The following is a 12,367-nucleotide window of genomic DNA, read 5'->3' as shown; positions in this document are numbered from 1 at the left end:
CACGGAAATGTCATTTCCGGCGTTGGTGAATACGAATGTTGCAACAATAGTGTCTTGGAACCATGTCACGCGCGGATTTGAATCTTCGGTGCACACCCACCGCGACCTCAGGAGCATTACAGGCATGAGCATCGAGGGCGTCCACCTCCTCGAACACCTCCAGACCCCCGCGATGATGATCGTGCGGGGGCAGGTGCGCTTCGCCAACAGCGCGGCAAAGGCACTGCTGGGCGCCCATATCGTCGGGCAGGACGTGCGCATCGCCATTCGCGAGCCGCGCGCGGTCGCCGCGATCCTCAGCGACGAGGGCGGCTCGGCGCGGGTGAAGGGGCTGTCCACCGGCGGGTCGGTATGGGAAGTCGACTGCAAGGTCGTCGGCCTCTACGAGCGGCTGGTCAGCCTCTACGACTTGTCCGAGCGAGTCAGCGTGGCCAAGTCCCACGCCGACTTCGTCGCCAATGCCAGCCACGAACTGCGCACCCCGCTCGCCAGCGTCATCGGCTATTGCGAGACGCTGATGAACCCCAAGGCGGGCGGCGACGAGGCCTTGCGCAACCGCTTCCTGGGCACCATCCGCCATGAGGCGCAGCGGATGCAGGCGCTGATTTCGGACCTCATGTCGCTTTCGCGCATTGAGGCGGTGAAGCACGAGGCGCCTTCGGACACCGTCGATGTCGTCGCACTGGCGCATGAAGTGGCAGGAGAGTTCAAGGGCACGATGGAAGTCCATGTCCGGGCCAACCAGTCCGAAGCGGTCATCGCGGGCGATCGCGGCCAGCTTTCGCAGGTCCTGCGCAACCTCATCGACAATGCGCGCAAGTATGCGAAGCCCGAAGGCCCCGTGGAAGTTTCTGTGGAGGCCGCCAGCACCGGCTGGGTGCTCGTCACCGTGCGCGACGAGGGCGAGGGCATCGGCCCCGAACACCTGCCGCGCGTGACCGAGCGCTTCTACCGCGCCGATACCAGTCGCAGCCGCGCGGTGGGCGGAACCGGGCTGGGCCTGTCGATCGTCAAGCATATCGTCGAGCGCCACCGCGGCCGCTTCGACATCGAGAGCCGGCAGGGCGTAGGGACGACCGCCTCGCTGATGCTGCCGCTGCGCGCGGAGGGCTGATCGCGCGGGGGCCGGTGTTGCCCCCCATCCGGCTAACTCGCTTCGCTTGCAAGCTTTCCGCCCCTCCCGCTTGCCGGAGGGGTTGGAGTGGGAAGCTTGACGTCATCAAAGTGTCATTCGATGGACATATTCGCGTCATCGAAATGACGCGAATCCTGAACCCAATCGTGATGCAATCCGCAGCCATGCGAAGATTGCCCGTTTCCGCCATAGCGCTCGTCGTCGCCCTGGGCTGGGTTTCCCCGGTCCTAGCGCAGTCCGCCGATTCGGTCACCCAGGCCGACCTCGCCGCCATGCGCGCGCAGATGGAGGCGATGGCGCAGCGCATCACCTCGCTCGAGGGGCAGCTTGCGGCGGCGAAGGGCACGGCGTCGCAGACCGCGACTCCGCTTCCGAATGCGGCCGCGACGCCGGTTCCAGCTCTCGCGGCAGGGCCGGCCACGCCCGCTGAGGCTCCTCCGCCCGCCCCGGCAGCCAACTCGATCCCGGCGAAGCTCGCCAAGACCGCGAGCGGCATCAAGCTGCGCGGCTATACCCAGATGCGCTTCAACGAGATCATCTCGGGCGACAAGGACGCGCCTTCAGGCCGCTCGCGCCTGCGGTCGGTGCAGGACGGCAGCATCGGCCCGGACAGCAACTTCTTCTTCCGCCGCATCCGTCTCGTGATGCAGGGCGACCTCGGCCACGGCGTCTCGTTCTACCTGCAACCCGACTTCGCCAGCGCGGTCAACAACCAGACTTCGGGCGAGCGGCGCGACAACTTCCTTCAACTGCGCGATGCCTACGTGGACGTCGCGCTCGACAAGGCGCAGCGCCTGAAGGTGCGGTTCGGCCAGTCCAAGGTGCCTTTCGGGTGGGAGAACCTGCAGTCCTCCTCCAACCGTGTGCCGCTCGACCGCACCGACGCGATCAACGCCGGAGTGCCCAGCGAGCGCGACCTCGGCATCGTCGCCTACTACACGCCCGACCGCGTGCAGGCGATCTGGGACGAACTGGAAGCGGGCGGGCAGAAGCTTTTCGGCAATTACGGCGCCTTCGGCTTCGGCGTGTTCAACGGGCAGGGCGTCAACCGGCAGGAACGCAACGAGAGCCTGATGTCGGTGGCGATGGCGACATGGCCGATGCGGCTCGACGGTATCGGGCTGGACGGGCAGGTGCTCGAAGTGGGCGGCTCGCTGATGCACAACAAGGTGAAGCCGGAAGTGCGCGCGGGCGGGGTGACGGCGCAGAACTTCACCGAACGCCGCGCGGTGGCGCACGCGATCCTCTATCCACAGCCCTTCGGCATCCAGGCCGAGTGGACTTTCGGGCGCGGGCCGCAGTTCGATACCGGAACGCAGACGATCGAATCGCACAATGCCAGCGGCGGCTATGTAATGCTGATGTACCGCGTGCCGGACTTCGGCGCGGGGCGGGTCATCCCCTATGCGCGGTGGGAACGCTACAAGGGCGGCTGGAAGGGTGCGGTCAATGCGCCGCGTCTCGATACCAACGATATCGAGCTGGGCGTGGAATGGACGCCGGTGAAGCCGATCGAGTTCACGCTCTCCTATGCCCGCATGAAGCGTGCCGAGGCCGACGAACGCCGCGCCGGACAGGCCGAAGGCGACGTCCTGCGCGCCCAGATCCAGTGGAATTATTGAGGCCTGCGCGCAGGATTTTCGAGACACCCCCCACTTAGTCACGTTATTGACGCAAAAGTGTCATCAAAGACCAATAGGGGGCAGTTCAAGATCAAAGCCCAAGGGGGTTTACCAATGCGTTCGACCAAGACCTTCATTTTCGCCGCCGTCTCGCTCGCCGCGCTCAGCGCTTGTGGTGGTTCGGGCGGTTCCTCGGCCGGATCGCGCGATTTCGTGCGCGCCGTCGGTTCCTCGACCGTCTATCCCTTCGCCACCGCCGTGGCCGAGGGTTACGCGAAGGCGGCGGGTGTGAAGTCGCCGGTCATCGAATCGACCGGGACGGGCGCGGGCATGAAGCTGTTCTGCGCCGGTGTCGGCGCCCAGCACCCCGATATCGAGGACGCCTCGCGCCGGATAAAGAAGTCCGAGTTCGAGGAATGCCAGAAGAACGGCGTCAAGGAGATCGTCGAGGTCCAGGTCGGCATCGACGGCATCGCCTTCGCCGAATCGAAGAGCGGCCCCGGCTTCCAGCTGACCCCGACCGACATCTACAAGGCGCTGGCGGCCAACCCCTTCGGCAAGCCCAACACCGCGAAGACCTGGAAGGACGTCAATCCGTCGCTCCCCACCGAGCCGATCCTCGTCTACGGCCCGCCCTCGACCTCGGGCACGCGTGACGCGCTCAAGGAACTGATCCTCGAGGCCGGTTGCAAGACCGATGCCGCCACCAAGGCGCTCAAGGACAGCGACAAGAACAAGTACGAGGCGATCTGCCACGACATCCGCGAGGACGGCCCTTACGTGGACGCCGGCGAGAACGACAACCTGATCGTCCAGAAGATCTCGCAGAACGCCAAGGCCATCGGCATCTTCGGCTACTCGTTCCTCGAAGAGAACCCGGACAGCCTGAAGGGCATCCCGATGTCGGGCGTGACCCCGACTTACGCGACGATCTCGGACTATTCCTACCCCGGCGCGCGTCCGCTCTACATCTACGTCAAGAAGCAGCACCTGGGTCCGATCAAGAGCCTGCAGGGCTACGTTGCCGAGTGGGTGAAGTCGTGGGGCGCCGACGGCCTCCTGCAGAAGAAGGGCATGGTCATCGCGCCCGAGGACGTGCGCAAGAAGAGCGCCGAAATCGTCGCGAACATGACCCCGCTCGATCCGTCCGAGCTGAAGTAAGAACCCACTACGGTGCTTCGATCCCTTGCATCGTCATTGCGAGCGGCGCAGCCGCGCGGCAACCCAAGGCAGGTGCAAACCGCCCTGGGTTGCTTCGGCCTGCAGCCTCGCAATGACGGCGTGGATGGAGCGCCCGGTATGAACAAGGGGCCGATGGGCCAGTCATGATACTTACCGGAGTTCTCCTGGCCGTCCTCGGCCTCGGCCTTGTCGGCTGGTTCGCCGCGCGCGGCCGGGCGCGGCTGCTCTATACCGGCCGGGGGTCGATGCACTCGATGCCCGCCTATCACGGCTGGCACCTGGCGCTGTGGATCGTCGTCCCGGCGCTGGTCGCCTGGCTGGTGTGGCAGGCGGTGATGCCCGGCCTCGTCCAAGGCGCGGTCTTCGCCACCCCCGCCGCGCATGGCCTGCCGACCGACCCGTTCCAGCTGGGCGCCATCGTCGCCGAGGCGCAGACCATCGCCGCCGATCCGAACGCCGTCGCCTTCAACCCGGAGGCGCAGGCGCTGGTCGAGCCGTTCCGGCAGGCGCAAGTCAAGTTCGGCCTGATCGGCGCGGTGATCGTGCTGATCGTCGCCTTTGCGGGCGGCGCCTTCGGCTTCACGCGCATCCGCCCGGACTTCAAGGCCCGCACCCATGTCGAGCGCCTGGTGCTGGGCGTGCTGCTGGCAGCCTCGCTGCTGGCGATCCTGACCACCTTCGGCATCGTCGCCTCGCTGGTGTTCGAGGCGGGCATGTTCTTCAAGGACGTGTCGCCGATCGCCTTCCTCACCGGCACCCACTGGTCGCCCGCGAGCACCATGGGCGACAACATCAACAACAACTTCGGCGCGGTGCCGCTGTTCTGGGGCACGATCTACATCGGCGCGATCATCGCCATGGTCGTCGCGATCCCGCTCGGCCTGATGAGCGCGATCTACCTGACACAGTACGCCACCCGCGACGTGCGCAAGTGGGTGAAGCCGCTGCTGGAGATCCTCGCGGGCATTCCCACGGTGGTCTACGGCTACTTCGCCGCGCTGACCGTGGCGCCGCTGATCCGCGACTTCGCCGCCTCGCTGGGCATGGCCAACCCCTCGACCGAGAGCGCGCTGGCCGCTGGTCTGGTGATGGGCGTGATGATCATCCCGTTCGTCTCCTCGATGGCCGACGATGCGCTCGCCGCCGTGCCCCGCGCGATGAGCGACGGTTCGCTGGCGCTCGGCGCCACCCGTTCGGAGACGATCAAGAAGGTGCTGCTGCCCGCCGCTCTGCCCGGCATCGTCGCAGGCGTGATGCTGGCGATCAGCCGCGCCATCGGCGAGACGATGATCGTCGTCATGGCCGCCGGTGCCGCCGCCAACCTTTCGGCGAACCCGTTCGCCTCGATGACGACCGTGACCTACCAGATCGTCCAGATGCTGACCGGCGACCAGGAGTTCAACAGCCCCAAGACGCTGTCGGCCTTCGCGCTCGGCCTGGTGCTGTTCATCGTCACCCTCATCCTCAACATCGTCGCCCTGCGCGTCGTGAAGCGGTTCCGCGAAGCCTATGAGTAAGTCAGACTGGAATTCGCCCGAGGCGGTCCGCCGCCTCGCGAAGCGCCACGCCGCCGAGAAGCGCTTCAAGCTCGTCGGGCTGGGCGCGATCGTCCTGAGCCTCGGGTTCCTGGCGCTGCTGCTCGTCATCATGCTGAAGAACGGCGTTGCCGGGCTCGACTGGGACTTCCTGAGCGGTTCGGACTCCACCGATGCCACCACCGCAGGCGTGTGGGGCGCGGCCAAGGGTTCGCTGCTCACCATGCTGGTGACGCTGCTGCTCAGCTTCCCGATGGGCGTGCTCGCCGCGATCTATCTGGAAGAGTTCGCGCCTAAGAAGAAGTGGATCGAGTGGGTCGAGGTGTCGATCAACAACCTCGCCGCCGTGCCTTCGATCATCTTCGGCCTCTTGGGCCTGGCGGTGTTCATCAACACCTTCCAGATGCCGCGTTCCTCACCGCTGGTCGGCGGTCTGACGCTGGCGCTGATGACGATGCCGGTCATCGTCATCTCGGGGCGCAACGCGATCAAGGCCGTCCCGCCCTCGATCCGCGAGGCTGCGTACGGCATCGGCGCCAGCAAGGTGCAGACGACCTTCCACCACGTCCTGCCGCTCGCGCTGCCGGGCATCCTGACCGGCACCATCATCGGCATGGCCCGCGCGCTGGGTGAAACCGCGCCGCTGCTGATGATCGGCATGCGTGCCTTCGTCGTCACCCCGCCCGACAGCCTGACCGCCCCGTCGAGCGTGCTGCCGATGCAGATCTTCCTGTGGTCCGACGAGATCGACAAGGCCTTCGTCCAGAACACTTCCGCCGCCATCATCGTGCTGCTGGTCTTCCTGCTCGCCATGAACGGCATCGCCATTTACCTTCGAAACAAATTCGAAGTCCGCTGGTAGAACCATGACCGAAGCAAAAATCACGGCTCGCAACGTCGACGTCTTCTACGGACAGAAGAAGGCGATCAACGACGTCTCGATCGACATCGACAACGGGATTGTCACTGCCTTCATCGGCCCCTCGGGCTGCGGCAAGTCGACGTTCCTGCGCACCCTCAACCGCATGAACGACACGATCGCCGGTGCCCGCGTCGACGGCCAGATCCTGCTCGACGGCGAGGATATCTATGCGTCCACCATGGACTCGGTCGCCTTGCGCGCCCGCGTCGGCATGGTGTTCCAGAAGCCGAACCCGTTCCCCAAGTCGATCTACGAGAACATCGCCTACGGCCCGCGCATCCACGGCCTCGCCAGCGCGAAGTCCGACATGGACCGCATCGTCGAGAACGCGCTGACCAAGGCGGGCCTGTGGGAAGAGGTCAAGGATCGCCTGACCGACGCCGGCACCGCGCTTTCGGGCGGCCAGCAGCAGCGCCTGTGCATCGCGCGCGCCATCGCCGTCAGCCCCGAGGTCATCCTGATGGACGAGCCGTGCTCCGCGCTCGACCCGATCGCCACCGCGCGCATCGAGGAACTGATCGACGAGCTGAAGGAAAGCTTCGCCATCGTCATCGTCACCCACTCGATGCAGCAGGCCGCGCGCGTGTCGCAGCGCACCGCGTTCTTCCACCTCGGCAGCATGGTGGAGTACGGCGAGACCGACCAGATTTTCACCAATCCGCGCGAAACGCGCACCAAGGACTACATCACCGGCCGCTACGGCTGAGTGTTGGCATAAGCAGGGACACGCCATGGTAGACCATACCGTCAAGGCCTTCGACTCCGAGATCGGGCAGCTTCGCGGCCTCGTCGCCGAGATGGGCGGGCTCGCCGAAGTCGCCATCCGCGACGCCATCACCGCGCTCGTCCATCATGACGAGGAACTGGCCGCGCAAGTCGTCGCCGCCGACGCCCGGCTTGATGCGCTGGAGGCCGAAGTGGACCGTCTTGCGGTTCGCACGATCGCCCTGCGCGCGCCGATGGCCGACGATCTGCGCGACGTCATCGCCGCGCTCAAGATCTCGGGCGTGATCGAGCGCATCGGTGATTACGCCAAGAACATCGCCAAACGCGTCAATGCGCTGGAAGGCCGCACCAAGATCGATCCGGTCACGCTGGTCCCGGCCATGGCCGAGATCGCCGAGTCCATGGTGCGCGATGTATTGAACGCCTACGGCTCGCGCGATGCGCAGCTGGCGGTGGAGGTCATCAAGCGCGACCAGAAGCTGGACCAGTTCTACAACACGCTGTTCCGTTCGCTGCTGACGCACATGATGGAGAACCCGGCGACGATCACCAGCGCCGCGCAGCTTCTCTTCATCGCCCGCAATCTTGAGCGCATCGGCGACCATGCCACCAACGTGGCCGAAATGGTCTACTACGCCGCGACCGGCGAATACTGCACGGAGCGCGACTCTTTGACGGATGATACCAGCTCGGGAATGCTGTCGTGAGCGCCGCATCGATCCTTGTCGTCGAAGACGACGTCGCCCTCAGCGAACTGCTGACCTGGAACCTCTCGGCCGAAGGCTACGACGTGCGCTCCACGCCCGACGGCGAGGAAGCCCTCGTCATGGTGCGCGAGCAGACGCCTGATGCCATCGTCCTCGACTGGATGATCGAGCAGGTGCCCGGCATCGAGGTCTGCCGCCAGCTGCGCAAGGACAAGGAAACCGCCTCGGTCCCGATCATCATGCTCACCGCGCGCGGCGAGGAAGAGGACATGATCCGTGGCCTCAAGACCGGCGCTGACGACTATGTCACCAAGCCGTTCTCCCCGCGCGAACTGATGGCTCGCATCGAAGCGCTGCTGCGCCGCGCGCGCCCGTCGCTGGCGGGCAGCGTGCTGTCGTGGGGCGATATCGAACTCGACGCCACCAGCCACCGCGTGCGTCGCGGCGGCGAGGCGCTGCATCTGGGTCCGACCGAGTTCCGCCTGCTGCGCTACTTCATGGAGCGTCCGAACCGCGTGGTCTCGCGTCAGCAGATCCTCGACGGCGTCTGGGGCATGGACTCGGATATCGACGAGCGCACGGTGGACGTCCACATCCGCCGCCTGCGCAAGGCGATCAACCGCGATGGCGAGACCGATCCGATCCGCACCGTGCGCGCGGCGGGGTATGCGATGGACGTGGCCTGATCGCTCGACGTCCCGGACCTGTTCCGGGACCGGTGGCGGCAAAGCTCTTGGATCACCCGAATACTATCGTCATTGCGAGCGCAGCGAAGCAATCCAGGGCGACATTACTCCGCCCTGGATTGCTTCGCTGCGCTCGCAATGACGATAGGGTGGTAATCCATGCAAGGGGTATGATGAAATGAAGGGGCCGCCTTGCCGCGGCCCCTTCGTCGTTTCAGCCCAGCAAGCCCGCCGTCTGTGCCAGCAGCCACAGGCCGATCACAAGGAACAGCAGCGCCGCCACGGTTCGCACCACGTTTAGCGGCACCTTCTTGATGAGCGCGTTGCCGAGGAACACCGCAGGGACGTTGGCGAGCATCATGCCGATGGTGGTGCCCATCATCACCGGCACCACGCTCTGGAAGCGGGCGCCCAGCGCGATCGTGGCGATCTGGGTCTTGTCGCCCATCTCGACCAGGAAGAAGGCGATGGCGGTCGCCAGGAAGGGGCCGAAGCGGCTCGGCTTGGCCTCTTCGTCTTCATCGAACTTGTCGGGGATCAGCGTCCAGCCCGCCATCAGGATGAAGCTGGCGGCGACGAGGTAGCGGAACCACTGCCCATCGAGGAAGGCGGCCGCCTGCTCGCCCACCAGCGCGGCGAGGAAATGGTTGGCGATCGTCGCCACGAAGATGCCCGCGACGATCGGCCAGGGCCGCTTGAAGCGCGTGGCGAGGACGATGGCGAGAAGCTGGGTCTTGTCGCCGATCTCGGCGAGGGCGACCACGGCGGTCGATGTGAGCAGGGCTTCCAAGGTCATGGTTCTTTCGGGCCGGGCGGAAACGAAACGCAACGACGCATTCGGAATCCGCCCGGCCGAGCGAAACCGCATGCGTCATTGGTCTCGCCCGGACGTTCGGAAACGTCCTCCTGCGCGCCATGGCCTCTCGACCAAGTGTGTTGACGGCAGGTCCCGCGAAATGCGCGGGCGGCTACTCCCCAGATGACTGACCCGCGCTTACCGGTGTTTGCCGACTTTGCAAAGGGCAAAAAGAAGGGCCCGGTCGCTGGGCGACCGGGCCATGAGGTTGCCGTCGGGAGGGCAGGTGCCTCCCCGGAAAAGACGGCTTAGAAAGTGACCGAAGCCGAAAGCGAGAACACGCGGCCCACGTCGTACGTATTGACCTGGATGCGGCCGCCTTCGAAGTCTTGGTATTCCGAGTGTTTACGCCCCGTGAGGTTGCGCGCCTCGAACTTCAGTTCGACCTCTGTACCCGCCAGCTCGATGCCCTGGCGCGCTACGAAGTCGATCGTGAAGCCGGGGTTCTCGAAGATGTCGTTCTGGCCCGACTGGTTGAGGCCGCGGCTGGTCACACGCTTGCTGGCGTAGTTGAACAGGAAGGTCTGCTGCGAGAGGCCACCCTGCTGTTCGAGGCCGAGCTGCACGTTGGCGATGTGCTCCGACTGACCCGTGAGCGGCGCGCCGTCGCGGAAGTAGTCGAGCGCATTGTTGGTCGAGGCGCCGTACACCGCCGTCGTGTCGCCCTGCTTCACGCTGAGCTTGGACTTGGTGTAGGTGTAGTTCGCGGCCAGCAGCAGACGGCGGTCGGCGAAGACGTCGAAATACCTCTGCAGCTCGACTTCGGCGCCGTAGAGGTTGGCCGACGGCGCGTTGGCATAAGTCGTCACGAAGTCGCTGCCCGGACGCACCAGGAACGTCTCGATCGGGTTTTCCAGACGCTTGAAGAAGGCGCCGATGGAGACCTTGTCCTTCGTGCTCAGGTAGTATTCGAAACGCGCTTCGGCGTTGTAAAGTTGGCTGTCCGTCAGCAGGGGGTTACCGCGATAGCTGCGGTTGCTGTCAGGGTCGAAGAAGGTTTGATAGAGCAGCTCGCGGAACTGCGGGCGTGCGATCGTCTTCGAACCGTTGACGCGCAGCTGCATGCCCGGCTGCAGCTCGTACGTGAGCGTCAGTGCGGGTAGCCAGTATTCGCGTTCGAGGTTGGTATCGGGGATGGCCGTGCCGGTGGCAGCGATGGGCACTACACCCGCGAACTGGGTGGCGTATTCCCAGCGTACGCCGAGATCGAAGCTGAGGGCGTCGGTGACCTGGCCGTTCAGCTTGGCATACCATGCATGGTTGTTCAGCTTGGCGTCGAATACCGCACCGGCATAATCGATCTCGTTGGTCAGCAGGTGGTAGTCCACCGCCCCGTCGGTCGCCTGGTCGATGAAGAACATGCCGGGCTGGAACAGCACGTCCGGCCGCAGCAGGCCGAAGGTGCTGATCAGGCGCGTATCGCCCTGCGCACGGATCTGGAACGAGCGGCGCGAGGTACGGCGATCGTTGAGCTGGTAGGCATAGCCCACCGTGCCTTGCCAGCCCGCACCGAAGGTGTGCGACAAGTCGGCACCCGCCGACCAGACGTCTTCGTCGAGGTTCGAGAAGTCGACCGTCGCGTCACCCTGGTTGCCGCCGTCGAGGCGGTTGATGAACTGGTCGCCGTTGGTGCCGCTGTTGAGGCGGACGTATTGCAGCGAGATCTCGTAAGGCGCCTTGCGCTTGGAGTTGGCGTAGCCGCCGCGCACGTCCAGCTCGGTGTCGCTGCCCAGCTTGAACTCGCCCACCAGCTGGGTGTCCATCAGCTGACGCTCGTACCAGCCGGTATCCTGGTACAGGTAGTCGATCGTCGGCGTGGCGTTCTGGTAGCCCAGCGAAAGCGAGGCGCGCTTGACCGTGTCGTGGATGTACACGTTGGTCCAGCGGATCTTGTTGTCGCCCCACTCGAGGCCGACGCCGAGCATGGCGTTGGCGACGATGCGGTTCTCGGTGACGACTTGCTGGAAGTCCTGCTCGCGCGTGTCGTAGTCGAGACCGGCGATGCGCTGGGTGGTGATGTCCTTGGTCTGCAGCTTGTTCGAGTAGCTGGCCGCTCCGATCACGCCGAGGCGGACCTCCCCGATATCGGCGTAAGTACCCGCCGAAAGGCTGCCCGAGAAGTTGACCGGGAGGTGATCGTCCCTCTGGACCACGGCGTTGCGGCCGTTGAACAGCGTGCTGCCGATGGCGCGCGCCTGGTCGCTTGTGCCGTCGAGCAGGGTTCCGCTGCCGAGATAGTCCTTCATCTCGACGGACTTGTTGCGGTTGCCGTTGTCGTAGCCCGTCCAGTCGGTCTTGCTGCCGTAGTAGGTGTAGCCGAGCTTGTTGGTCGTCTCGGTATCCCACGAGGCGCCGCCGCCGATCGTCAGGAACGGCTTGTCGGGCACGGCGCGGGTGGTCAGGTTGATGACGCCGCCGCCGAATTCGCCGGGGAAGTTCGCCGAGTAGCTCTTCTGGACGAGCGAGGAGGCGATGATGCTGGTGGGGAACAGGTCCAGCGGGACGACGCGCTTGAGCGGCTCGGGGCTGGGCAGCGGCGAGCCGTTGAGCAGGGCCAGCGAATAGCGATCGCCGAGGCCGCGCACATAGACGTAGCCGTTGCCGACCACCGAAAGGCCGGTCACGCGGCCGAGGGCGCCGGCGATGTCGCCTTCGCCGGTGCGCGCGATTTCCTCGTTCGAGAGGACCGAGACGACCTGCGGGGCATAGCGCTGCACATTGCGCGAGCGCTGGCCGGTGACGAGAATCTCGCCGCCCGGGATCGAGACGTCGGGGGCGTCGCCCTCTTCCGGATCCTGGTCGGCGGGCGCTGTGCTGCCGGTCGAGGTGTTGTCGGTCGTGGTGCTGTCCTGCGCCCATGCCATCGTCGGCATGGTCATCGCGCTGGAAAGCAGCAGCGCCGCTACGAGCCGCGGCTTGGTCATTTGGTGTCCCCCTAGAACAGAGAAATTGGATGCAAATGAGGGGACGGCCTTCGCGGACCGCCCCCCCTTTCG

Annotated in this window: 10 protein-coding genes and 1 riboswitch; of the genes, 8 read left to right on the top strand and 2 right to left on the bottom strand. The window is 65.4% G+C overall.

Annotation, left to right across the window (positions count from 1 at the left end; genetic code table 11):
* Positions 1-124 precede the first annotated feature (124 nt).
* The 8 genes from QRN25_RS15060 (at position 125) to phoB (ending at position 8,515) form a co-directional block, all read left to right on the top strand.
* A complete protein-coding gene (locus tag QRN25_RS15060; protein ID WP_271184558.1) occupies positions 125-1,114 on the top strand; it encodes a sensor histidine kinase in 990 nt (329 codons plus the stop codon).
* Positions 1,115-1,299: 185 nt separating this feature from the next.
* Positions 1,300-2,757: a porin gene (locus tag QRN25_RS15055; protein ID WP_285020126.1), complete on the top strand. Its 1,458-nt coding sequence runs from the start codon at positions 1,300-1,302 to the stop codon at positions 2,755-2,757.
* A 114-nt stretch (positions 2,758-2,871) separates the two neighbouring features.
* On the top strand, positions 2,872-3,918 hold the full coding sequence (locus QRN25_RS15050; RefSeq protein WP_285020125.1) for a substrate-binding domain-containing protein: 1,047 nt from the start codon (positions 2,872-2,874) through the stop codon (positions 3,916-3,918).
* 164 nt (positions 3,919-4,082) lie between these two features.
* A complete protein-coding gene (pstC, locus tag QRN25_RS15045; RefSeq protein WP_285020124.1) occupies positions 4,083-5,456 on the top strand; it encodes a phosphate ABC transporter permease subunit PstC in 1,374 nt (457 codons plus the stop codon).
* Positions 5,449-6,336 (top strand): phosphate ABC transporter permease PstA, encoded by an 888-nt coding sequence (gene pstA / locus QRN25_RS15040; RefSeq protein ID WP_271184562.1) that lies wholly within the window; start codon positions 5,449-5,451, stop codon positions 6,334-6,336. Before pstC ends, pstA begins: the two co-directional genes overlap by 8 nt.
* 4 nt (positions 6,337-6,340) lie before the next feature.
* Positions 6,341-7,102: a phosphate ABC transporter ATP-binding protein PstB gene (gene pstB, locus QRN25_RS15035; RefSeq protein ID WP_008828291.1), complete on the top strand. Its 762-nt coding sequence runs from the start codon at positions 6,341-6,343 to the stop codon at positions 7,100-7,102.
* A gap of 25 nt (positions 7,103-7,127) precedes the next feature.
* Entirely contained in the window at positions 7,128-7,829 is a 702-nt protein-coding gene (gene phoU, locus QRN25_RS15030; protein ID WP_271184563.1) for a phosphate signaling complex protein PhoU, read from the top strand.
* Positions 7,826-8,515 carry a phosphate regulon transcriptional regulator PhoB gene (phoB, locus tag QRN25_RS15025; RefSeq protein WP_008828293.1) on the top strand — a complete coding sequence of 230 codons (690 nt, stop codon included), beginning with the start codon at positions 7,826-7,828 and terminating at the stop codon, positions 8,513-8,515. The genes phoU and phoB overlap by 4 nt, the downstream gene beginning before the upstream one ends.
* A 214-nt stretch (positions 8,516-8,729) precedes the next feature.
* Here the strand turns inward: phoB and QRN25_RS15020 are convergent, their stop codons facing one another.
* The gene (locus QRN25_RS15020) at positions 8,730-9,305 is read right to left on the bottom strand and encodes a TMEM165/GDT1 family protein (RefSeq protein WP_285020161.1); all 576 of its coding nucleotides are present in this window, start codon (positions 9,303-9,305) and stop codon (positions 8,730-8,732) included.
* Between the two features lie 6 nt (positions 9,306-9,311).
* Positions 9,312-9,519: riboswitch (yybP-ykoY riboswitch) on the bottom strand.
* A gap of 100 nt (positions 9,520-9,619) precedes the next feature.
* Complete coding sequence (locus QRN25_RS15015) at positions 9,620-12,295, bottom strand: TonB-dependent receptor domain-containing protein (RefSeq protein WP_285020123.1); 2,676 nt, start codon at positions 12,293-12,295, stop codon at positions 9,620-9,622.
* Positions 12,296-12,367: the final 72 nt, after the last annotated feature.

This window comes from Novosphingobium sp. fls2-241-R2A-195 (genome assembly GCF_030209485.1).
Lineage (GTDB): Bacteria > Pseudomonadota > Alphaproteobacteria > Sphingomonadales > Sphingomonadaceae > Novosphingobium > Novosphingobium resinovorum.
This window is presented reverse-complemented; position numbering and strand designations above follow the sequence as displayed.